The sequence below is a fragment of the Bradyrhizobium sp. IC3195 genome, from assembly GCF_020193585.1.
Classification (GTDB): domain Bacteria; phylum Pseudomonadota; class Alphaproteobacteria; order Rhizobiales; family Xanthobacteraceae; genus Bradyrhizobium; species Bradyrhizobium yuanmingense.
This window is the reverse complement of sequence record NZ_JADYVG010000020.1, coordinates 47,876-72,092: the sequence shown is the minus strand read 5'-3', so window position 1 is coordinate 72,092 and position 24,217 is coordinate 47,876. Positions and strand designations below refer to the sequence as shown.

The window sequence follows — 24,217 nt, the reverse complement described above, 5'->3', positions numbered from 1 at the left end:
AAATCAGTAGCCAAGCGCTTCGCTCCAACTATTTACGATCACAAGGCAGCAGCGTGCCAACGCCCGCGCTGAAGGGTCGCCAGTCGGCAAGGCATTTCTTCGGAACGGCCGTCAGGACTACACCTCGGGTGATCGCGTCAACGAATTCGGCGCGCAGGCCCCGGCCAGCTGCTTCTTGTCTGGCGAATTTGTTGGTCATGAGAAGATCGAACTTGTTGCGAAGTGCCTGGGAAAGGACAGCTGCGGCCTTGGCAAGCGCATTTGTACCGAGATTACAGGACCTCCGCTGCTGAGTGGCTGGGAGATCGAGATCTCTTGTCCCGTCGCAACGTCGATTGTGAGCATGACGTGCGTCACATTTGCACGCAGCGAGTGTCGCTGCACGATGCCGCCGAAGCGTAGGCCTTGCTGCGCGATATCCTGAGCGAACTGGGCGAGTAGCCTATCGGCATCGTCTTTTGGGCGGTAGCGAATTGCCCCCACACTATACGGACGTATCTGATCCAGATCGTCGATCACGGCTGGGATCCTGTTGATGTGTTTCTCTTTTCGGGGAATAGCTGTCGACGTTCTCATGCGGGTCGTGGCGGGTGTTGCAAGCACCGCTCGGCAGCCGCAAGCGGAACGGCGCGAGCGACCTCGGCGAATACGTCCGCTCCATCGCTGAGCCGTAGCGCATCAAAGGACCGGCGCGTGATGCGCGCCAAGAGCTACGCCAGAACGGCCAATTTCAACAGTCAGAAGAAGGTGACCTCTGCCTCGTCGAACGGCAACAGAGGCTTTGTGCGTGCCGGAAATACGTTGAGGATAGAGCTTGCACGCGGGCGCTCACACGCAATGCTGACGTCGCCGGCTGCGATGCGGAGCCGCAGCTGCGCGCCCGGTCTAAGCGGCACTCCAGGTATCAGAAGGCGTGCCCCCTCTAGGCGGAGCATGATCAGCCCATAGCGTCCGTAGCCGCCGACCACGGTATCAAGACAGACTGCCGCGTCGCGGCGCCTGGCAAGCGCCGGATCGCTCTAAACGACATTGAGCGGCCCTGCCGCAGTCATGACGCCATCTTTCATCATGACAAGATGATCGGAAAAACGCTCGATACAGCGATGTCATGGCTGATGTAGATCATCGGCAGTGGGAGCTGTTCCCGCAGGCGCTCGAGAAATGGTAGGATCTCGCATTTGGCGGAGCGGTCGAGCACAACGAGTGGATCGTCCAGCAAATGCAGCCTAGGCTGGCCTAACAACGCGCCGCCAAGCGCAAGTCGCTGTCGCTCGGCCGCGGAAAGATGCGATGGCGAACGCTCGAAAGATTTCGGCTCGCGCCAGAGCTGAATACTGGCTCGGGATCAGAAGTCCGCATCAAGCCTCCCACAGCGTTGCTAGCCGATTTGAAGTTTGCGCCGGTCGCCATAGTCGTGGCCCCTGCATTCTCGGGTGCGAGCAGCATCAAAGCTAGATCGATCAGGATGAATCGGATAAGCCTCATTGGAACTCCGGCTCCGCCGTCGCGACTGGTTGATCCCTGCCCAGCAATCCGCGTGCCGCTTCAATGAATATCTGCGCGTCTAGCGGTGAAGGAGGCTTTGTATCGGGCTCCACTCGGCGTAAATCGCCGCATGTCATTGTAGGGCTTTGGACGCTCGCGTCACCAACCGCACATGCAGGAGCTACGAAGTGGAAGCTGAGGATGATCGATCGCCTCTTGCATTGGAGATGGTGCTTTGGCGAACATGCGGCCGTAAAACTCGTCAATGATGCACAAGTCCATGTCATCCGATTTGGCGCACCTTCCGGTGTGCGCGGAGGTGAAAGTCGGCAGCGGGGCGCTTGGAAAAAAGGGCTGATGTGAGATGAGATGCTGTGCCCGCGAGCTACGGGAGAACGTCTTCCTGGCCGCACCGGTCGCGGGCGCATCTCAGGCGCGCGGGCCTTTGTTGCAACGCGAGGTGACCCAGGATTGAGCTGCCCAAGTTGGATACTTTTACAGGCTCCGAAGGAATTCTTGCGTCAGCGACGAACCGTTGGGACTCGAGGCTCGCAATTGCAGCCTGCTAAATGCTCCAGCTTGGACCGCGATATCGCCTGATTTCGCTGCGGCAGCGGTATCTTCCTCGCTAATCACAACGCAGCGTGTCGCTATCGTGAAGGCTTATTTGTCTAGGCAAGGTTTTGGGGTTGCAATGGTCCGCGTTGGCAGCATCGGGTAATCGATCTTTGGCAGCTGCCCGGTGAGCGAATTCAGAAACGCTACAATCTCGTCAGATTCTTCGTCACTGAGCTTTGCGCCAAGCTGAACCTCACTCATCACGCCAACCGCTTGCTTAAGACTCCAAACCTGACCAGAATGGAAGTAAGGAGGGCGCAACGCGACGTTCCGCAACGGCGCCGAGCGGAAAACATACTCGTCCCCGAGATCCTTGGTGATGGCAAAGCGACCCTTGTCCGCCCTCGGAAGCAGCCTTTCGGCGGGCTTTTCAATCATGCCGAACGGGAAGTATTCTTGTCCACCGACGTTGATTCCGTTGTGGCAAGAGGAGCATCCCTTTGCGATGAATAGCTTTAGCCCAGCTTTCTGCTGATCAGTGAGAGCATATTCATCGCCCTCGAGGTACTGATCGAATGGGGCGGCGGGAGTAATCAAGGTCGCCTCGAAAGCCTCGATGGCCTTGGCGAAATTTTCAAACGTAATTGGCGTCGCATCGTTGGGAAAAGCCTTGCTGAACATAGCGACATAATCGGTCATTGAATTCAATGTTCTGAGCACGCGATCGGGCGTCGTATTCATTTCGATGCTGGCCTGGACAGGGCCCGCGGCCTGCGCCTTAAGATCCGCCGCGCGTCCATCCCAGAACTGCGCCACGTTGAAGACTGCGTTATAGACTGTTGGCGCACGACGTGACCCCAGCTGCCAGCGATGACCAATCGACGTCGGGCCGGCATCTACCCCGCCCGTCCCAAGGTTATGACACGTGTTGCAGCTAATAACCCCGCTCGCCGATAGCCTCGGATCGAAAAACAAGGATTTGCCAAGTGTGACCTTTTCATGGGTGATAGGATTGTCCTTCACCGCTGGAACGGTTGAGGGAATCGGCTTGAAAATGCGCTTGGCGGCGCTCATCAAATCCTCATTGGCGCCTGCTGCTGGCGAAACCAGAATGGCTGAGGCCATAACACTTAACCTGCCGACCCTGGAAAACTCGCGTACCGCTAATCTCCTCATGTGAAGTCTCGCTTTTCTCCTAGATCGTGGATTCGCGAACATAGCCCTCGGTCCCAGAAAGACCTGTAGCAGTCAACGTCGAATGGTGTCTTCCGTGTTCCGGCTAGGCCGCACCAAGGCTGACGTTCTGCCGGTGTTACTAGCAACCGGTGTGCCAGCGGGGCTCAAGGTCGAAGCTGCTGAGCCGGTTTCAAGCAATTGCGCACCGTGAATAGCAGCAGGCCGCATGAGGCTGTCATCGATGGTACGTGGCAGTTGCGACAATCACCATCCAGGCAAGGTATCCTGGCCTGTCGGTCCAAACCTCTGTGCTTCTCGGAAAACCCATCTACCGAACTCTTTTGACTCTGCAAATCGGATCGCGAACAAAAGGAGCTGCGTCGACGCAGTTTGTTACTGATCGTCTCGATGCGTGCCCTTTGCGGCTTCAACCGCTTCACTAAGCTAAGCGTCATCCACCAGCATCGGTAACGTTCCTACCCCGGAGGCAGCCGGTCCGGCGCGCAGTTGTCGGGAGTTCGTCCTGCTGCGCCCAATGAGGGCATGCCCGTCTCAGAGCGATTCACACATGCCGGACGACGCTCAAAGTGCTTGAATCGACCGTAGCGTCAGGTTGTAGGCCTTGCGAAGGCAGAACGCCATATTGGGAGCCAGCATCGCCGCACATGCTAAACAGCCGATCTCTGTTGGACCTCCGTGTCTTCGCAACGAGCGTGTTATTCGTGGCGGGACGATGATTCGGGAGGCCGTAATCATTGCGGCTGCCCCGCAACAGCGCGACCATGGCTGCCGAGGCGCCGGTAAACAGATTGAGGAAAGAGTAATAGTTACCGATATGCGGCTTAAGACAGATTTGGTGGGTCATGAGCGACGAATGAGCTGGATTCCCAATGCGCATCGCTGTGCAGCGGCCCTCATTGCGATCGTGATCGCGATCGCAGCGGCGTGGTGCACAGGCTACGCTCGCGCGCGAGATCGGCGGGCCGAGGAAGTCTTGACCTCCTGCAGACCGGACGTGATGCGCTTCTGTAACCGCTTTACAGGGCGTGGCGATGCGGACGTGGCCATGTTTTGTCTTAGGGACAATTTCAAGAACTTGCGCGGAGAATGCCGCCGCAGGATGCCAATCGCGGCGGAGAGAAACGACCGACCGAGACGGCGTCTCAACAGGCTTCCGGTCGTCCTCCATCGAGAGTGAGGCGTCCGAGCGGCAGTCGCAGAAATCGAGCGACAGTGAGGTGTTCCAGACTGACGGGAGCCGGAGTTTGGCCCGCTTGGTGGCCGAAAGTCGATCGGGCTGAAGCATCAGCCTGCCGAGCCGCAGTTCATTTATCAGGGGCACTGAGCTCTGTGAATCGATTCGCCTCGATCAACGATCGATGTGCGCCCACGCGTGTTACGAGGTTGTAATGCGCTCCGAACTTCGATTTCGTACTGCAGCAGTTGCGCTTTATTCTGAGCTGCTGCCATTCGCTGACTTTGAGGCCGTCGTGAGATTGCCATCGGCCTAACTGGTCGGAAGGGGAATCTGCGTAAACTGTAGTGGTTGCGGCCGGACATTTGCAGAAATCCGTGCTGCTCATCATGGTATGGCGTTGTGCCCGGCAACCAAGTATTTTCCGGCAGCTGGCTAAATCGGCTACAACTGGCAAAAGATCGCCGGTATCCTGGCGTTGGATGTTTCTTCAATAGCGGTCTTCCTCAGATTTCTCAGCTGGGAATTAGCCTGGTCTTGACTGGCGGGCTCAAGGTACAGATACAGCTAGGAAGCCTCTTAGCCGCCCATCGACTTCCCGAAGGAACCGCTTGATGCCATTGCGGCGTTCTCGATGGGCGCTTCAGGGGAGTCGCTTCGTCCGATCGTGGTGCTCTTGGCCGAATACACTTTAGGGCTCAAGGTCAAAGGAAACGACGTCGACAAGTGCCGTTCAAAGGCAGAAAGCTGTTCAAGCAGACGCCTCTCAACGGCCTTGCGCTCTGCGTCAGGTAGGTCCCTTTTAAGGAATCGACGGCAGCGCCAGATTTCGTTCCGCAGCCATCTGATCTCACTTAATGTATCATCAATTGAAGTCATCACAGATCTAGTTCACTTCGTCCCTGGGGTATCAAGCATATCTATCGTCACCGAGCGGCCATTCCTTGGCTCCGCATTCCTGCCGAATAGTTGATCCGAGAACTTGCGACCTCCCGCCTGTTCTTCGCGGTAGGCGGCGAGCAGTTGGATGTATGCCACTCTATCAATCAATATCACCCTACACCGCGCGTGTGACGAGAAATCGCGGCAGATCCTCGCGTTTTCACGGCGCCGCGGTCGTGTGCCTTGCACAATTCCAGCGCTCATTGATTGGTGCGCCAACACCGGAGAGCAGTTAAGCCCATGCCCGCCACGCAGACGGCTCAAGCAGGAGCTGGTAACACACAACGCATGTCCCCATGGTCGATGGCAGCGGAATATGCAAGCGTTTGACGGCTTTGTTGCCTGTTCAGGCGCTGGGCGCGACCTGACTTAGGCCAGCAGCTCGCGACCCCGAACGTAGCGATGTCGACCTCTAGCGGCCCAAGCGGCATAAGGCGATGGCGGCTTCATTGCGAGCTCCGATGGTGGTCGGTCCCGCGCTGCTACGGCCATTCGCAGTCGCTTACCCGATAAATCATCGATGGGCCGAGGTGGACCTCATCAACATAATGGGAAAGCCACGGGGGTGCGATTTTGAGGAAGGCGAGCCAGGCTGACTGCGATCCACGGCGCGCGCCAGCCAATCAAAGAAACGCACGCGCCGGGATTGGATCTTGGTTATCCAAGGTAAAATGTCGGCTGGACGCAGTGTCGAGCCAAATGAGCATTCCACAGACAATCATCGCTATCGACATCCGCTGTGCACGCCTCAGAAGACCGATTTATTAGCTTGAATCTCACGTTGCGACAGGTTGTACGCTTGCTGATGCGTTGACGGCGCAACGCAAATGGAGACCGAGAGGACGGCCTGCTGATTGCTAGTTTTCTCGTTTTGCGGGCGATGGCCAGGAAAGCCATTTCCGTGGTCACACGGGGCGCCGGGCCAGCCATTGCCCCTACACTGATCAGTTGGAGTCGCCAGATCGCAATGATGGAATGATGCAGGCAGCAGAATATGGTTGACCACAGCCGTAGGCGCTTTTAACGCAACAGCGAAAGCGCGCTGGCTAAACAGCCCGCGCTCGCAAGCAGATACTCCAACGGAATAGCCGGTCACTCCGGCCAGAGGATGACCCGCAGCACTGATGCCGCGCAGAACGCTGCGGTGAAAGCTCGGAAGGCCTTATGTCCTTTCAAACCACCCTCACGAGGGCGCTAGGCGAAATCGATTGCGCCGGCGACATCGTTAAATGCTCAACAGTGGTGGTCACGCGCAACAAGCAACTGCGCACCGTCGACCTTTCGATGTTCCGGAAAGGGGCGGCGGTTGAGTTTCAATCTAGATTTCTGCCGAGTTTCGAGGAAAGCATCCGCGTCGGAAGATCGTGGGCTACGCCACGACATGCAATGCGTTGAGCCGAAAGGCCGGAGGCCAGGCCGGCCAGGACGTTTGCCAGAGAATAGCTTCTCGAGTGTCGCATCTTGACGGCGTTCTGATTGGGAAGGTCGGAATTAGGGCCCCTTCCATATTTGTACCATCATTCGGTCGGCACACTCCAAAAGAGCGGAATGCCGCTGTGGAGCTATCAGAATCGTGCAACTCACGCAATCTGAAGCCGTGCGCGTGTGCTGAGGATAAGCGGTCCGAGCAGGTGAGGTAAACGACCATCTCTCGAAAGCAGAGTTCAACGGGCATGAAGCTGCGATGTTGAAGACGACTGTCCGTCGCAGCGACACTCTATGCGATGTGGTCGCCAAAGGAACTGAACAAAAAATCAGAAGGACTAGGTCTTGAGCCAGGCGGAGAATGACGTCGTCGAGCACATGCTCTCGTCATTGACGACCAGCGTGTTGCAGAATCGTATCGCACCCTCCGAGGAGCAGGTGATGCATCATTTTGGGGTAGCCTGCGAGAGAGTGGGGCTGATTGCGACCGAGGAGATAGCAATACGTATACTGAAACGAGTTTCATGCGAGATCAACAAGTCTCAGTTGATGCTCAAGTTCATTGATCGCGGCGCCGCTCGATTACACTGAGCTTGACATATAAACTCTGTCGCATCAGTGCAGATACAGCTGTCCGGTCATTCAGTCGAACGTGCACGGATCAAGAGCGTCTCATGGGCGCTTGCCTGTCGAGGTCTGCGACGGTAAGCCGAGGGGGATGGCCGGTTCACGTGGCCGATGTCAAAAACGCGAGGAACTCGTCATCGGAGAATTTAACGAGCCCGTGTTGTTAACATTTGAGTGCGCGCGGGTCTCGTAGCCAAGGGCGAGCGGCGTTAGGCGCGATGGGCTGCAAGCTTTTAAGCTCAGCTATAACACAAGCGTTTGAACGCGGGGAGAAGTGGGGCCGCCTCGCCGCAAGCGACAGCAAAGTTGCCGGCGCAAGCGCGCCGCTGCCGGCGTGCCGGCGCCCGGCATCAGTCGGCCCAGCTCGAATTCATTCGCCTGCGGGGCGCTGAGCCTAAGGTTGAGAAATTGATGGGGACCATTCGCCATTTTGTCGCTCCGCGGTCCGTCAGCTTATCGACAGCTAGCTCTCGTATCATGAACGTCGCTACTCGCTTGCAGGCCCGGCTCAATGGGCACAGATCTGGCAGGCGAGACCAGGGTGGACCTCAACATCAACCGATCCAGGAGGCGAGACTTCGCCCGGGTTCGCTGCACCGTCTGCAGTTCCTCGGTGGCACTCGCAGCAGCGTATTCGCGCCAGTCGTGCGTGACGGCCCCCCTCTGTGATCGCAGCTCATTGCGGTTAGCCGGTGGAGCGCCATCCATGGTTGGGGATTACCGGAAGATGCGCCGCCCCGGCGAGTTCGCTTAATTTTTGCTACCGAAAGGACGACATCGATGAATGCAGAACAGCTCGGCCCTGGTACTCCTTCCGCAACTTCCAATTCGGAAAGCTCCGAACTGGGCTCTGCGGGCGCATCGCAATGGGGAGAGGCCTTGACGGACGTGCAGGCGTCCGCTGCCGAGGCCACTGCCTGGCAGGAGGAGGTGTTGACGGATTGGGCTGCCGAAGACGGGCAGGGGCAAAATGAGGATCGGCAACAGGCGGTCAGTCGAACGAGGGCTTGGCGGCGCGCGGGTGATATCAACGAGCTGCTAGATCTGTCGTCACTGTCCCTGACCGCCTTGTCTGCGCCCATTCTGGCCGGGGTGCGCCGCCTGAATGTCGATGACAATCAGCTCAACAGCCTGCCCGAACGCCTACCAGCAACGCTTCAGGAGTTGGACGCCCGCGGTAACCGCCTGACCCAACTGCCCGGGCTTCCAGCAGGGCTCCAGCGTCTGAACGTCGAGTACAATCAGCTGACGGACCTGCCCGAACCTCTTCCCGCCGAGCTCGAATGGCTCAGCGCGAGCCACAACCGGCTGACCAGCCTGCCTGAGACGGTCCCGCCCCAGCTGATATGGCTCGGCGCCAGCAACAACTATCTGACCAACGTACCCGAGACCCTGCTGACGCAGCTAAGCAGTGACTCGAGCGTTGATCTGGAGAATAATCCGCTTGCCGAGCGGGTGCAGGCCGGCTTGGCAACGGCCATGCATGCCGAAGACTATGCCGGCCCTCAGGTTTTCTTCTCAACCGCGGATGGACCGGTGGAAGTTCAGCCGCGGTCCCTGCAAGAGGTTGCCGCGGACTGGCTCGAGGGCGAGCCCACGGCAATGGCCACTTGGCAGCACTTCGCCCATGAACCGGGGGCCGCGGACTATGCACGCTTCCTCGACAGGCTCCGGGGCACGGTGAACTATGGCAACGAGGCGTTCCGCCAAGCGGTCGCCGAAGATTTGCGGCAGGCAGCCGTCAGGCCGCATTTGCGCGAGGAGTATTTCGAGTTGGCTTCGGGAGCGAATGCGAGCTGCGAAGATCGCATTACTTTGGCCTGGAACGGCATGCAGACTGCACGCCTGAACGCTGATGTCGAGGACGGCGTCTATGATGGGCGACTGGGCGAACTGCTCCAGCACGGCCGCGTCATGTTTCGCTTGGAAGCTCTGGACGGAATCGCGCGCGAGAGGGTCAACTCGCTTCGTCGTGCCGATCCCGACGCGGAAGTCGATGAGATCGAGGTCTACCTTGCCTATCAGACCCAGCTGCGGGACGCGCTGGAGCTGCGGCACATCGCTCCCGACATGCGCTTCATGAACGTCTCTCAGGTGAGCGAGGACGATGTGGCCAGGGCCGAGGCATCGGTGCGGAACCAGGAAGCCGCGGAATTTCCGAACTATTTAGCAGCGCGCTGGCAACCATGGGAAAGCGTGGTGAGGCGCATCGCACCCGAAGACTATGCTGAAATGCAGGAGCGCCTCGTCGACGCGATGGGCGTACAGTTTCAAACCCGCTTGGATGAGCGACTGGCCGAGCATGGTCTGACAGGCGATGCCGATGCCGAGCGGGTGCTCGGCGCCCAGATACGCAACGAGATCGCCCGCGAGATCAAAAGCGCGGTCATGCACCAGGTGCTCGGGAAACTCGGCATTGAGCTAAGAGCGCCCTCCGACGCAAGGGCCCGTCGATCTGCCTAGTCGTCCGTTAAGAAGGCGAATTGAGCGCGGCGGGACGACCGAACGTGCGCCATAGCTGGAGCAGGATGAGGCACAAGAGTTCTCTGAGTCAGGCGAGGATGCGGCGGAAGTTGTGGCCCACGGCTGAGAGGATGACGTTAGCCGCATCGCCGGCGCGGCCTTTGAGGTAGCAGCGGCCGAGGTGACCATCGGCCTTCAGGTGTCCGATGATGGGTTCGACGGCGGAGCGGCGGCGCAGCTCGCGCTTGATGACACCGAAGACGCCGCGCTTCTGGCCGGAGATGAAGATCCGTCGGGGATTTTGTGCGTCGTGGCCGCGGTATCCCTTGTCGACATAGGCCCGCTCGATCGCGCAGCCGGTGAGTGTCTCGGTGCGGTCGATGACGTCCCGCAAGGTGTGACCGTCGTACGGGTTATCGGGTAGCGCCCCTGGCGTGCAGCACGAACAGGCCCCCGGGAGAACGGCGGTTGTTGGTGACGATGGAGGCTTTGACGCCGAACTCGTAAGGCGCGGCTGCTTTGCCCTTGCCGATGCACTCCACCTCCGGGGCGTGGAAGGAATAAAGCTTGAAGCCGCGCTGGCGCTGCTGCTGCGAGCGGATCTGCGAGGCCCGGCTGAGCGGGAGGGCGAACGTGTTCTCAAGCACAGCCTGACCTTCGATCTTGCGGCGGATATCGCGGATGATCCGGCCCAGTCGGCTGCGCAGGATGCGCAACTGCCGCTGATGCCGCTTGAATTGCTTGGCATGGCCGTAGCGTCCCGCAATCATCGCCGCGGTCTTGGCAATGCGAAGATAGGACTGCCGCAGCTTGACCCCGTGCTTCCTCGCCAGGCGGTTGAGCCCCTTGATTGCCGCGTGCAGCAGCTTGGCATCGGTCGGGAAGGTGATGGCCTTCGGCTGCACGGTGGTATCGACCGTGACCCGCTTGAGGTCCTGGCTGCGCAACGCGCCGGCCTCGTGTGCCACCCGCAAGCTCTCGGCCAGCAACAGCTCCAGCTTGTCGCCGAGCCGCTTGCGCCAGTGGCTCAGGTCCGAGCGCTCGTGCGGGAATGCGTGCTGGAAGAACTCTTCGCCGGTAAAGTACTGGAAATATGGGTCGTGGACCCAGCGCTCGCACACCCTCTCATCGGACAGCCCGTAAATGTGCTTGAGCAGCAACAGCCCGATCATGAAGCGGCTCGCGATCCCGGGCCGACCATTCTCGCTATAGAGCGGCGCGATCTCGCCGTCGATCCAGTCCCAATCGACCTTGCCGGCGAGCTGAACCAGCTCGTGCTTCATATTGATGATTTGGTCCAGCCTGGCCCGGAACAGATCGCACGATCCCGTCGTCCTGTGCTTCTTCGGTCGCATCGCCACCTCCGATGCGATGACGGAATCATGGTTGGCGATTCGACGGAATCCTGAAAATGAAATTGCAAGGTTCCGACGCCCGAAGCATCAAACCCCTGCAAACGCAAAACAGTCCACAACGACAAATGCGATTCTAGCTCAATCGCTTAGCCACTCTTCACGGACGACTGCCTAGCTGCTCACAAGGTCAAGACAGTCATCGATCCTTTCGAGGACGGGCGTGTCTACATGCGGCATCCGGCGAATGAGCTGACGTCAATTACCGGTCGCGCGGTCCGTGCGGGCGCGATCCAAGCGAAGAGTCGTATACCGCAATTCATGCGTTCGCGTTGCGAACGCCATTGAAGTCATTGGTCAACGACCACTCATAGGCCGGACGAATAGATGGCGAGCAGACCGAAATCTCAAGTGGTCCTTGTGAAACGTAGGCTATCGATATCCGTCCCCCGCGATCGATAGGACCCTCGCAGCATCACACTCAAGTCCAGATCGCGAAACATGCTGTAATTCCGTCGGATCCATTGATGCAGCTCGGTGGACCAGTCCTTCTCGTTGCGCAGATATCCCGTGAAGGAAAAGCCAAGACGGTCTATATATCTCTTGAGGAACAGCGGAAGTGCGGGAATCCGAATCACCCGCTCGCCATCCATCGGATCAGGTAATCCGCCGCGCAGCACGAATTCATTGTGGACGGTGACCAGCGACGCCGGCGGAATTCGCCGGCGCAGCATTTCATAACCGCGAAAGGAGATACGGTCTGCGCCCGCGACGTAGAGGATGATAGGGGCGACATAGCAGCGCGCCGTCTCCTTCATGAAGCCAATCTCCTCGCACATCTTGAAGAATTCGTCGAAGGCGTGAAATCCGAGATCAATCACCTTGGGTACCCGATCGTGGATGATAAGAGGGTCCATCAGCTGCATCTTGCCGTAAGTGTCGATCACATCCGCGGTTTCCGTGATGTTGGGGAGGTAGTCGAGCAACGATGGCTCTTTCAAGTTGACATCAAACGACAGCGCTGTGCCGTTTTTCAGCAGCAAGAACTCGCTCATCGCCCGAGCGATGAGGGTTTTACCGACCTGCGGGCTAGGAGAGCAGATAATGTAGATTGGGGTCGCTAACATAGCCAGCAGATCAATTTCGTTTCGTACGTGGGCCCGACCTGAGCTCGCCGAATATGCGATTACTTCTCGCCGGCACGGGTGGCGGACTTGGCGCCGGCCAATTCCGTCAAGTTGATGCGATCAAATTCGCTCCAGACATTTGCCAGCCAGTGCCGGACATAGCCGCGCAGCACGAAGGAGTTGTTCGCAGGTTCATCGTTCCGCCCCTTGTTTGCGACGAAGTCTATGAATGGGACGGATGCGACTTCCACCTGCTCATAGGCCATCTCGTTAAGCTTCGGTATGACCAACTCGGTCGCATGTTTGATGCGGTGAAAATAGGAATTGTATGTCGCTTGATCCCACTGGAAGAATTGAGTGTCGTTGATGAAGTTCTTGACTAGGTAGTACTTCGCGCCGCTCATAAAGGTCGCGGTTTCCGCGATCTCGTCTAGCGAGGCGATGGACGATCCCAGGATATGGAACACGGCGAATGTTATCTGGCCAGACCGCGCCGAGTCCAGAAATCCGATGTCGCGCAAGGAAGCCAGCGCAGAGGACAGTAAGCCTGCGCGAGCATCGATGACAGTGACGGACAGCCCTGAGTTCAGGGTATCGAAGATCTTCATCTGGTCCGCCGTCGTCGTCATGTCGACGATCTCGGTGATCTCGGGATAAAAGCGCTTCAGCGTTCCCCGCGGCGACTCCGTGTCAAATGCGCGTGTTTGCACGTTGTTGACGCTGAAGTAGTCCAGTAGCGTTCGTGATACGGTCGTCTTGCCGACACCTCCCTTGTCCGCACCGACCACAATTACAACTGGCTTCACCATGGAAATCTCCTGAGACACTCGCTATCGCGGCGCGCAAAGTACGCAACCGGCGCGTCTCTGCTTTGGGTGCGAACATGGCAGAAAGAAGGGGCAATGAACCTTCGATGCGAGAGCTCTGCAACCGATGAACGTTTTCAACATCAAGCGAGTGACGTCCTTGGATCGCAACGACGATGCAGGCCGAAAATGGAGAGTAAATCACTTGTACTGGTGATCTACGTGAGGTTTGTAAACGGCTGGAATGCGCGTCACCAAGTATCAACGGCTGCCTGTGGTGATCGTGGCGATTGCCATAGGCTATCTATCGCTGCTGCTATGATTGGCATGAAGCGGCCGAATCTTACGTAGCGTCAGATTGCGAGCTCGGTGGAAGCGCAATCGAGGCGGTGCTACGCGGTCCAACTATGACTTGGCAGATCATCAAAGGTATGCTGGATCAGATCGTCGTCTTGTCGGCAGACAGCGAAGTGGCTGGTCAATCACTGAGAGATGACCCTGAACGACCGAACTCTCACTCTGCTGAAGAATATCGAGATATGCGAGCGCTGATGCTGACGTAAACAGCAAGCATGCATCTGTTCGCGCCGAGGCGAGGTATCGTGTCATGGGAACAGGATCGAAGGGTGCACGGGGCTCGCCGGCCGATGGCGGTGACGAAGCGATATCGAGGACGCTCCGTCAAAAGAAAGTCGGCGTCGAGCGACCGGGACGATCTTTGTCTTGGGCACAGATTTCGCCGATGAGGCTACGTGCAGGTCGAGAAGAATCTGCAGGGAATGAACGATGGCCTGGCGCGTGCGCGCTCTCGCTGGGCCGCTTCCTTGGGTGCGGCAGACGGTGTACATTACACTTTTGAAGCGCCCACTCTGACCACCTTTTTGATTTGCTAGGCAAGCCCGCCGGTGCGAGATGCGCGTCCAGTTCTCGTTTCTTCTGGTCGGTCGCGCTTTAGATAATTGGTCTGCATATTCGGCCTGGGCGTAAAGCCACGTCATGCTCACCTTCATATCCTTCATGGGGCAACCACCGAAGCTTTGTTAGGCCCCTAGAGCTCTAGGCGGCATCGATCCCGCTGGCGCCACGGTACGCACGCCAGCCGACCAGGGTAACGCAACTCGAGCACAACTGAATGCGATCAAGGCGGATGCTTACTGCAACAATCGAGGGAGGGGTGGAAAACAGGAAGTATCGACCTCATTGCTGCCGCCGAAGGCCGCGGAAAGTAGCGATCCCCTGCCGCCGCGAAGAGCTCCGATCCGGCGATCGCTGGTCAGGCCGGAAATGAAAAGAAATTAAGAACAAGCTATTTGGTAAGCGGTTATCTCCACGTCTGTGCCATTCCTCCAATGGCACGACCACAGTGAAAGCTCTGCCTCAGCGTAGCCCCCGCCGAGGCCGTCTTGCTTGGTGATGGCTCTATTTTTGCATTTCGCTACGCTGAAGACTTCACGCCGGACTGCCGCCTTGTTTGGCAAAGCGATTGAGCAAAAGCGGCACTCGAACGGCCGCATGGTAACTGCCCGATGATCGAATATCTCCGCGAGCTAAAGGCGGGGGCTAGACACTCTGCGCGCAACAGGGAGGCGCTTGCAGATGATGGCGGCGGCGACAATGCGCACGACGCGTCAGGACAACTTGGCGTCAACTGATAGAATGGTAAACTTGCAGAAAAGGTGGATTGATCGGCGATGTGACGCCGGTGCAACTTTCGCCAGGCTCGCTGCACACATCTCGCTCTACACGATGAGTGGCTTGGCAATATTTCTCATGGTCGCGAGGCGGGAGTCGGCGAGCAGCTCCTTGGAGTAAACTGCGCCGAAATAGTCCAGCAGGAAGGTGCCAGAATAGCGTAGATTATCCGACGCGCGGAGTAGGTTATCGAGAATTGTGGCGGCTTGGTCGATGCGGTCGCGATAGCGTGCGCGGATAACGTTAACGGCGTTCATCGAGTGGACCGCCTCGTCGGCAATAACCTCCCGCAGCCAATGATGGAACGTGTTGTTCCCAAGGGCATCATAAAATGGCTTTTCTGCTGCATAGGCGCGGCAAGTGCACATCTCATCAAACGCGATTATAACCATTAAGGAGAATTCGTCCTTCAGGTGTTCAACGATCGCACCAAAATCATGCGTGCGGGCGTCCAATCTCGCCCGAAGATCCTTTTCCGACCCGTTAGCGACAAGTTCAATGATTCGGATGAATCCGTCGGTGTGGCGCTGTTCATCAATCGCCCAAGCGTTGAAGAATGCCGCAGCTTCATCGGAAGCAATAAGATTTCGCGCCACTAATTCTTGTTTCAGATACCGGGCGTCATCTTCTGTGTACAGATCTGGCCACAATTTGTCCCAACGTGCGCGGACAGCCGACGGCTCGGCGGCGAACATCGCTGGCGTAAGAGCATCGAATAATTCTTTTGGACTCCAGTTCCGTCGAAACGGCGTGATCATCAGAGTGCCCCTAATCGCGTACCGTGCGAGCGCTCCGGCGCAACATTTGTCATCTGTTGTCAGCCGTACGCTCGCACGGCATATGCTACAAACAAACAAGAGAGCCGTCGTCTCCTTGTTTTGGTAGGCTGATGGCCAGAGGCCTTTCGGCTGGCTGACGCCTCCGCTTGAATGGCGCAGTAGCCTTTCGTGATGCACACGGCCGCAAAAACCGGGGACACTCGTCATTGCTAGTCGCCGGTGCAACACGGCCTCACCTGACTCCGTCGGCGCCGCCATGCTGACAGGCACCATAGTTTCAGCAGATCCACGACGCCGCCTGTTGAGGGGGAGGACTGCGGCACGTTTTGAAGCACAATGAGCGGCACACGTGGCATCGGATGGGAGGCCGGGGCGTCAATCGGATGTGGACGAAGGGGTGGTTAGTCTACGTCCCAGGAGATCCCGGCCGTTAGCCTCGTTCGCATAGTCTTTCTTATTTTTCGGAACTTGCGGCGATACTACTTGAGATGAGCATCGATGAGTATCTCTGGCCTTCTTCGATTTCGCTTAATGAATCCCTGTGCACTCCCGCCGTGCAAGCGCACTGCTAGAGCGTTAGCCGATCAAGTTGCGAGTAGCCTGCGACGGCGAAGTAGTTTGTGGATTCTGCGGGCGTATAGGTATCGATGATGCGCCCAACAGAATCCCAGAGGCCGCCGACGGTGCGTTCGGCGGCCTCTCGCAAATTTGCTGTGAGCTTGGCGAAGGCATTTTCGATTGGGATTGAGGTCGGGACTGTACGGGCGGAAGAAAGAGAAGCGTAGCGCCGGCCGCCGCGAGCACCTCCCGTATGCGCGGCCCTTTGTGGCTGGAGAGGTTGATGGGGTGGACGCCCCCTCACGCCATCGCTGTGCCAAAGTGGTGTCGTTGACCATCACTTGAACGGAGGCGTCCATGTCGGAAGTTAGCATAATCGGGTTGGATCTGGCGAAGAATGTGTTCCAGATGCACGGCGCGGATGCATCGGGAACCGTACTTTTCCGCAAGAAGCTGCGCCGGGACCAGGTGCTCAAATTTCTTGCCGCGCAGCCGATTTGCACGGTCGCCATGGAAGCCTGCGCCAGCAGCCATTACTGGGCGCGCGAGATCGGAAAATTGGGGCATGCGGTGCGACTCATCGCGCCAGACTATGTAAAGCCTTTCGTGAAACGGCAGAAGAATGATGCCGCCGATGCGGAAGCGATCTGCGAAGCCGTCCAGCGGCCGACGATGCGTTTCGTGGCGGTGAAGAGCGAAGAGCAGCAGGCGGCGGCCGTTGTGTTTCGCGCCCGCGACCTCCTGGTGCGTCAGCGCACCCAAACCATCAATGCGACCCGCGGCCATCTGGCCGAATTTGGGATGGTGGTTGCGCAAGGCCCCTTTCATGTTGCCAAACCTATGTCCGCGATCGACGACCATGACACCGACATTCCTGAGTTGGCCAGAGCGATCCTGCGGCTACTCGCCGAGCAGTTGCGATCACTGGACGAGAGGGTGGCGCTGCTCGACCGATAGCTCGCCCGACGCGCCAAGGAGGATGTCGAAGCGAAGCGGCTGATGACAATCCCAGGAATCGGGCCGATCACGGCGACGGCGCTCTTTGCCCTGGCACCGACGGCGCAGGCCTTCAAGAGGGGACGCGACTTTGCGGCGTGGCTGGGGCTCACCCCGCTGCAGCGCTCCACCGGCGGAAAGCAGAAGCTCGGCGAGACATCCCGCATGGGCGAACGAACCCTGCGCCGACTACTGATCATTGGCGCGAGCGCGGCCGTGCGCTGGGCAATGCGCAAAGGCTCGACAGCAAATCCTTGGCTTGCGCGCATGCTTGCCCGCAAGCCGCCCATGCTGGTGATCGTCGCCCTCGCCAACAAGACCGCGCGCATCGTCTAGGCATTGTTGGCGAGAGGCGGAACTTATCGGGTTCCGGCTGCGGCGAAGTAGCTCCGCGGCAGGGACCGTGAGAGTGTGAGAAGGTCAACCGGAGAGTATGGCGCAACGGTTAACGAGACGGGATCGGGAAAACCAGATCATGGATACGCGCCTCGAGCACGCGAGGCTGAATTGGACCAGTTGGGCGTCTGGCGGAAGCTCGGGGATGAGCACCTTTTCGACATAGGTCTCAGAGGCATCGCGGTTGATCGGGCCATCGAGTACCCAGGGGGCGATGATGCCGCGGTTGGTAGAGCGGCTACGCAAGTTATTGTTTTCCAGTGGCCGTGAGGGACGCTGGCCCGCAGGCGTTCTCCGCGCGGGTCAGTCGGAGCGTTGCGGACGGCAAGGAGTTGACGGCAGAGGACGATTTTATCGTTGCGCCCGCCATTGGCGAGGAAGCCATAGTGGCGGATGCGATGGAAGCCGTCCGGCAGGGTGTGCAGGAGAAAGCGACGAATGAACTCACCGGCATTAAGGGTCATCACTTTGGCTTTACGATTCTGCCGATAGTCCTTCCAGGCAAAGCTCACCTTGTCGTCGGCAAGCGAGATCAGCCGACTGTTGGCGATGGCGACGCGATGCGTATAGCGGCTGAGACAAGCCAGCACCTGTTCGGGCCCGCCGAATGGCGGCTTGGCGTAGACGACCCAGTCGGTCCGTCGAAGTTGGGCGAGGCGCTCGGCGAATGCGGCGGGATCGGCGAGATGGACGAGATCGCCAAAGAAACCCAGCTGACCAGCCGCGAAATCAGCTTGCAGCTCTTGCAGAAACAGGCGGCGGAACAGCCGGGAGAGGACGCGCACCGGTAGGAAGAAGCCGGGCCGGCAAGCGACCCAGTGTGTGCCGTCGAGTGAAGGTCCACCACCAGGTACGACGCAGTGGATATGCGGATGGTGTTGCAGGGGCTGACCCCAAGTATGGAGGACGGCGGTCACACCGAGCTGAGCGCCGAGATGCTTGGGGTCGGCCGCGATGGTGGTGAGCGTCTCGGCCGCGCAGCGGAACAGAATGGCATAGACCACCGCCTTGTTCTGGAAAGCAATCTCTCTGGCCGGCGCCGGCAAGGTGAAGACGACGTGGAAGTATGGCACGGGAAGGAGTTCGGCTTGTCGCTCGGCAGGCCATTGCGCGCGCGCCGAGCCCTGGCACTTCGGGCAATGCCGATTGCGACAGGAGTTGTAGGCGATGCGGGTGGCACCGCAGTCGTCGCATTGCTCGACGTGGCCGCCAAGCACAGCCGTCCGGCATGCCGTGATCGCGCCCATGACGCGCCGCTCGACGCGGCCCAGATGCCCGGCACGGGCTTGCCGAAATTGCTTCGCCGTAGCGGCGGAAGATATCTGCCACTTCCAGAACCGGAGCCATCAGGTCCGCTCAGCCGGGCGGCACGACCTCCAGGCGGAGCCGGTCAAGTGGACTTGGGGTATTGCTGATGGTCTTTGTGGCGACTTGGGTATAGCGCGCCGTGCTGGCCAGACTGGCATGGCCGAGCAGCACCTGGATGATGCGTACGTCGGCCCCGTTCTCCAGCAGATGGGTCGCGAATGTGTGCCGAAGCGTATGCACTGTCACCGACTTGCTCAAGCCGGCCGCAGCACAGGCTGAGCGGCAGGCGGCGTGCAGCACATTTGGGACGAGCGGACGCTCGTCGTCGCGGCGGGGAAATAGCCATCGTTTTGGCCGAGTGAGCCGCCAATATGTCCGCAGAATCCTCAAAAGCTGCGGCGAGAACATTACGTAACGGTCCTTGCCGCCCTTGCCGTGCTCGACCCGGATCAACATCCGTTGGCTGTCAATGTCGACAACCTTCAAGAGGACCACTTCCGATACGCGCAAGCCTGCGGCATAGACAGTGGTCAACGCGGTACGGCTCTTGAGGCTCGGGATTGCTTCCAGGAAGCGGACGACCTCGTCGGCGCTCAGCACGACCGGCAGTTTGCGCGGTTTACGCGCATAGGCGATGCGCTCCGGAACGGTGTCATGACCAAGCGTCACAGCGTAGAAGAACCGCAGTGCGCAGACGATCTGGTTCAGCGCCGGCCAAGACATCCCCGTCGCAACCAGATGAACCTGGAAGGCGCGGATATCCTCCAGGTCGAGGCGGTCGGGAGAACGACCGAAATACCGGCTCAACTTCGCTACGGCGTTGAGGTAGGATTGCTGCGTCGCCGGCGACAGATTGCGGACCGTCAGTCCTCGATCATGCGGCGGCGAAGCGGGCTGATCTCAGCCATCGGAAAACCTCCTGTCTAAAGGGTTGGGCTTCGAAAACCCGCAATCCTCTCAGACAGGAGGCAATCCTTGCTATGCCTCCCTACATGCCGCGCCAGCGGCTTCGTTCAATCCCCGACGATTCAGTCAGATGGCCTAACGCTCTAAATCAAGTAAACTGAGCCGCGGAAGGTTATGCGATTACCTACACGACCTGGTAGATCGCCTAGGGTTGCGAGATTAAGAGGATCTGTCTCTAAGCAGTATTTCGGTTGTCGACCGGCGAGGTAAACAACTGCTCAGTCTCGCTAGCGTCGATGAGACGGAGGAAGTCACAGTTGCGTGCCGTTTGCTGTTGATGGAGGCAAAGGGATGCTGACAAAGCATCGGCCCTCTTCGTCCTTCAAATCACCAATAAACGGATTACTCATTACTTCTGAGGATTCGAAAGACAGGCCAGATCACAGTCATCTGATTGAGATTGCAAGCCGAAACGTGCTTCGTTGCCGTTAGCTATTTCTACATTCCGCTATCCAACCAATAAACTGAGACAACGGGGTGCAGAAGCGCCGGATGGAGCACTGCCGAGCCGGGTGGATGTGCGCCTTGTGGAAGACGTTCATTATCGGTCCCCCTCATGCCGACAAGATTCTGCCAACCATTCACGCCTTCCACTCCGACCGCTAACGGATCGAAAACGGTTTTCGAGCAAGTTCTTGCCCGGGATAGCAGGGGAGGAGATCCACACATGACCGGACTGGCCGTTATGGAAAACGTGCGCCGCTATCGCGCGATAGCTTCGTTGTGCCGTCAGTCCGCCGCATTTCGGCCAATCCAACGGGACTCATTACTAGTGCAAGCTGTGGAATGGGAGGAACGCGCGATCGCGGAGCTCGAGAGATACTTTAGTTCCTCGGCCGCATGTTTTCGTTAACGGCAGCGGGCGCTTCGCAGATTTACGATCGAACAATAAGTAAGGTTCACGAGGGAGAACGGTGGCCAGGTGATCCGGTTGCGCAAGCCAGCCGTCGTGAAATCATGTCGGCGTTGGCGCTACTGTCTTCAGCTGCGGCAAAGATACAAGCTGCCTGCTGGCGCATTTGGCATCTTTGTTTCTTGTTCCACTTGTTGCCCTGCTTGGCGGGATCAAGCGCCATCATCGAGTCGCTTACCTCAGCAAAACCAAACGCTGCTGCGCGAGCTTTCGCTGGGCGATTGGATGAGGACGAGCGGTTCGTCGCCATTGAGCCGGAGCTGACGTTCCAGGAGGATATCGCCTGGGTTGTTGGCCAGCGGTGAGTGACGCTGAGATCTATCGTCGAGGTGCTTTCATCTCATGCAGCAAACTGAAGACTTTGAGATATCAACCACTGGCGGCTTGGAAATGAGCGAGTACGGCGGGGTTGCCATCGAAGATCGACCCGGAGGAAGAATTCGATAGCGCCGAATTCTTAGTAGAGACTATGTCCTGGAAACGTTTGGCCATCAGTTCAGTACGAGCCATTGCTCGTGAGTCATCTCATTCATCCGTCGCGGATACACTTGGCGTGTGGTTGGGTTACTGATCCTGGTTTACATGTCGGTTTCATTGTACGAAATGATGTCGCTTCGCAGGATATTTACGTCTTGAGCCTCCACGGCGGCTGATAATCGGCTAGCTATCGGTAAGCTGACAGACAGGCACCGAGCAGCTGCGATCCGCTCTTGTTCGTTGACTACCTCTAACGGTACGGTGCGTGCCGGCCATCCGCTTGCAGTTGTGGGCCGTTCTGCGTCGTCCCTTCAAGGGCGAGCGACAGCTTGAGATTGTTGCTCAACATCGGATTTTCTGGGTCAATTGCCAGAGCTTGGCGGTATAGCGTTTGCGCCTCGTGATGGCGGCCCTCGTGATCGAGCACAACACCTTTGGCATTCAGTGCGCGCAGGTCGCCGGGTGCTGCAAGCAACATGTTGTCGAGCACCTCAAGCGCCTCATCAGGGCTTTCACGCATCAGCAGGCCCCGCGCAAGAGGAATTGCCGCATCGACATTGTCCGGTCGTTGCTTCAGCGCATCGCGCAAAGCCTTCTCGTCAGCATCCCGACCGAGGGCGTGTGAGATGCGCTCGCGCATAGCTGGATCGACCTCCTTGGCCCCAACCAGCTCTGCCGTAGACGTCGGCTGCTGTGAAAGTCCCGACGTGTGCGAGTTAGCGCAACCCGCGAGCAGCACAATAGCAAGCATGGGGAGAAAGGCCGAGCACGAATGGCGACGAAAGTTACGCCAGCGCCGCAGAACATTAATCTTACATGAATTCATAAGCGACCTCACGACCCCACACCTGTGCTCGTCAGCCGGCCGCAGGCAGGAGGTCACGATGCCCGCCTGTAGGAGTCTTGTCCTTGCCAGGCGCAAGTTTGACGGAGCCAATCGGCTGGACGGTGAAATCCGAGGCGAGATCCTGATACGAGAGAACAGGTAGGTCTATTCCATTGCGGGTGAGAAATCCGCGGACGAAGCGGCGGATATCCATCGAGCCCAGAATAACTGGCTGGTTCTGACTGCGCGCGATGCTCGAATGAATCTGGCGAAATTGTGCAAGTAGCATCTCGCTTTGCCGATCCTCCAAAACGAGGTAGGGACCCACAGCGGTCTCGCGCACCGCACCTCGCACGATATCCTCGGTCTCACGCTCGACGATAAAGGCCGCCACAACACGATGGGCGTTGGCATAGCGGTGACAGATCTGCCGCTTCAGAACGGAGCGCACATATTCGGTGAGCAATACGGCACTTTGCTCCCGTTCGCTCCATTCTGCAAGCGCCTCCAGAACCAAACGGGTGTTCCGGATCGGGATGCCCTCGTCCAGCAAGCGACGTAGCACATCCGCGATGCGAGGGATCGGTGTCGTGCGCAGCACCTCCTTCACCAGATCGGCATATTCCTGCTCCATCCGGCTAAGCAACTGACGCGTTTCCTGAATGCCCACCAGGCGCTGAGCATAGCGTGTCAACGTCGACTGGACGCGCAAGGCGATGATTTCGCTCGGACGGTGGTGCCCTATTCCGGCAGCTTTGAGAGCGGGCGCGTGGCCTTGTTCGATCCAGATCCGATTCGTGTCTGGATCCTGCCAAAAGGGGATCCCGCTCAGTTCAATGTTCGCCACGTCGTCGTTAAGTAAGAGTTGTGTCGGGTCAATGGCGCCCTCTTCCACCGGCACTCCTTCGACATCCACCCGGAATTGCGATTGGGCGAGGTGCTGTGCGCTTTGGGCGGGAATGCGTGGAATTGTGATGCCAAGATCAGCTGAAACCAGTGCCGAAACCCGTGCGACGCACTGCTCGAGTTCCCCTACGTCGATTGCCTGCATCAGGCTCGGCGCTAGCAACAGCGTAATCGGAAGTGCCTCCGCGGGCACGGTTTGCTTCTGACCTTGTGCGGAAGCGGCGGCCGAACCGGTGGGACCGGCGCCGGCCTTGGGAGCGGTCTTGCCCTCTTGCACGCCAACCTTGAGAAAGCTGGCGGCGGAGAACAGCGCGGCCAGTATGACAAAGGGCGGCAAAGGGAAGCCAGGAACGAACCCCATCACAAGCAAGACACAGGAGGCCAAGCGTAGCGCTTGTGTGCTGGCCGTAAGTTGCTTGACGATATCGGCGCCGAGATTGAGTCTAGAAGGACCGTTGACACGAGTGACAATGGTTGCGGCTGTAATTGACAGCAGCAGGGCCGGAATCTGCGAAATGAGCGCATCACCGATCGTCAGGATGGTATAATGATGCATCGCCTCCTCGAGGGACATGCCCTTGGAGAGCGATCCGATCGTGATGCCACCCAGCATGTTGATGCAGATGACTATTAGTCCGGCTATGGCATCGCCCTTCACGAATTTCATTGCGCCATCCATCGCGCCGTGCAGTTGGCTTTCTCGCTCCAGCGCGCCGCGCCGACTGCGGGCTTCGTGCTGATCGATATGGCCGTTGCGCAGCTCCGCGTCGATCGCCATCTGCTTGCCCGGCAGCGCATCGAGCGTGAAGCGCGCCGATACCTCCGCCACCCGTTCGGCGCCCTTGGCGAGAACCATGAACTGCACCATGGTCACGATCAGGAATATGACAATGCCGACGGCGATGTTGCCGGATATGACGAAATCGCCGAACGTATGAATGATGCTGCCGGCATCGCCCTCGGCTAGGATCAGTCGCGTCGTTGCAACGGTAAGAGCGAGACGAAAGACGGTGGAGATCAGGATGACGCCCGGCAGGGACGAAAAGTCGAGCGGCGTGTTGAGATACAGGGCTACCATCAACAGCAATATGGCAAACCCCAGATTGAAGCCGATCAGCATATCGATCACGACGATCGGGATCGGCATGATCATCATTCCGATCGCCAGAAGAAGCATCAACGCGACCATCAAATCCGGGTGAGCCGGCGCGCGCGTGATGAGATTTCGTAGAAGGTTGGCCATG

General features: G+C 58.4%; 11 protein-coding genes and 7 pseudogenes. 5 read left to right on the top strand and 13 right to left on the bottom strand.

Features of this window, described 5'->3' with window-relative positions; genetic code table 11:
- Positions 1–28: 28 nt before the first annotated feature.
- Positions 29–576: pseudogene (locus I6F09_RS28965) on the bottom strand (DUF2478 domain-containing protein).
- 1,110 nt (positions 577–1,686) lie between these two features.
- On the opposite strand from I6F09_RS28965, the gene I6F09_RS28960 reads away from it, so the two are divergent.
- On the top strand, positions 1,687–1,848 hold the full coding sequence (locus I6F09_RS28960) for a hypothetical protein (RefSeq protein ID WP_225189615.1): 162 nt from the start codon (positions 1,687–1,689) through the stop codon (positions 1,846–1,848).
- Between the two features lie 300 nt (positions 1,849–2,148).
- Here I6F09_RS28960 and I6F09_RS28955 read toward each other — a convergent pair whose 3' ends face one another.
- Both I6F09_RS28955 and I6F09_RS28950 read right to left on the bottom strand, forming a co-directional pair.
- Entirely contained in the window at positions 2,149–3,219 is a 1,071-nt protein-coding gene (locus I6F09_RS28955) for a cytochrome-c peroxidase (RefSeq protein WP_225144496.1), read from the bottom strand.
- Between the two features lie 562 nt (positions 3,220–3,781).
- Entirely contained in the window at positions 3,782–4,525 is a 744-nt protein-coding gene (locus I6F09_RS28950; protein WP_225144497.1) for a hypothetical protein, read from the bottom strand.
- Positions 4,526–7,126: 2,601 nt separating this feature from the next.
- Between I6F09_RS28950 and I6F09_RS28945 the strand changes: the two genes are divergently transcribed.
- On the top strand, positions 7,127–7,372 hold the full coding sequence (locus I6F09_RS28945; RefSeq protein WP_225189614.1) for a hypothetical protein: 246 nt from the start codon (positions 7,127–7,129) through the stop codon (positions 7,370–7,372).
- A gap of 816 nt (positions 7,373–8,188) precedes the next feature.
- On the top strand, positions 8,189–9,871 hold the full coding sequence (locus tag I6F09_RS28940) for an NEL-type E3 ubiquitin ligase domain-containing protein (RefSeq protein WP_225144498.1): 1,683 nt from the start codon (positions 8,189–8,191) through the stop codon (positions 9,869–9,871).
- Positions 9,872–9,878: 7 nt separating this feature from the next.
- On the opposite strand, the pseudogene I6F09_RS28935 reads toward I6F09_RS28940, so the two are convergent.
- The 5 genes and pseudogenes from I6F09_RS28935 to I6F09_RS28915 form a co-directional block, all read right to left on the bottom strand.
- Positions 9,879–11,226, bottom strand: a pseudogene (locus I6F09_RS28935) (IS5 family transposase).
- Between the two features lie 404 nt (positions 11,227–11,630).
- Positions 11,631–12,350, bottom strand: coding sequence for a hypothetical protein (locus tag I6F09_RS28930; protein ID WP_225129530.1), 720 nt, complete (start codon positions 12,348–12,350; stop codon positions 11,631–11,633).
- Positions 12,351–12,409: 59 nt separating this feature from the next.
- The gene (locus I6F09_RS28925; protein ID WP_092302639.1) at positions 12,410–13,159 is read right to left on the bottom strand and encodes a hypothetical protein; all 750 of its coding nucleotides are present in this window, start codon (positions 13,157–13,159) and stop codon (positions 12,410–12,412) included.
- Between the two features lie 1,736 nt (positions 13,160–14,895).
- Positions 14,896–15,606, bottom strand: a complete 711-nt coding sequence (locus I6F09_RS28920; protein WP_225189613.1) for a hypothetical protein — start codon at positions 15,604–15,606, stop codon at positions 14,896–14,898.
- A gap of 589 nt (positions 15,607–16,195) precedes the next feature.
- Positions 16,196–16,467: pseudogene (locus I6F09_RS28915) on the bottom strand (transposase); the annotation flags it as partial.
- A 75-nt stretch (positions 16,468–16,542) separates the two neighbouring features.
- Between I6F09_RS28915 and I6F09_RS28910 the strand changes: the two are divergent.
- Positions 16,543–17,517, top strand: a pseudogene (locus I6F09_RS28910) (IS110 family transposase).
- Positions 17,518–17,706: 189 nt separating this feature from the next.
- Here I6F09_RS28910 and I6F09_RS28905 read toward each other — a convergent pair.
- From I6F09_RS28905 to I6F09_RS28895, 3 pseudogenes are all read right to left on the bottom strand, one after another.
- Positions 17,707–17,876, bottom strand: a pseudogene (locus tag I6F09_RS28905) (IS630 family transposase); the annotation flags it as partial.
- Positions 17,877–17,945: 69 nt separating this feature from the next.
- Positions 17,946–18,927: pseudogene (locus I6F09_RS28900) on the bottom strand (IS91 family transposase); the annotation flags it as partial.
- Positions 18,928–18,933: 6 nt separating this feature from the next.
- Positions 18,934–19,793 (bottom strand): annotated as a pseudogene (locus tag I6F09_RS28895) (site-specific integrase).
- Positions 19,794–20,518: 725 nt separating this feature from the next.
- Between I6F09_RS28895 and I6F09_RS28890 the strand changes: the two are divergent.
- On the top strand, positions 20,519–20,704 hold the full coding sequence (locus tag I6F09_RS28890; protein WP_225144499.1) for a hypothetical protein: 186 nt from the start codon (positions 20,519–20,521) through the stop codon (positions 20,702–20,704).
- 787 nt (positions 20,705–21,491) lie between these two features.
- On the opposite strand, the gene I6F09_RS28885 is transcribed toward I6F09_RS28890, so the two are convergent.
- Both I6F09_RS28885 and sctV read right to left on the bottom strand, forming a co-directional pair.
- Positions 21,492–21,881 carry a tetratricopeptide repeat protein gene (locus I6F09_RS28885; protein ID WP_225189612.1) on the bottom strand — a complete coding sequence of 130 codons (390 nt, stop codon included), beginning with the start codon at positions 21,879–21,881 and terminating at the stop codon, positions 21,492–21,494.
- 217 nt (positions 21,882–22,098) lie between these two features.
- Positions 22,099–24,216, bottom strand: a complete 2,118-nt coding sequence (gene sctV / locus I6F09_RS28880) for a type III secretion system export apparatus subunit SctV (protein WP_225144502.1) — start codon at positions 24,214–24,216, stop codon at positions 22,099–22,101.
- Position 24,217 lies beyond the last annotated feature (1 nt).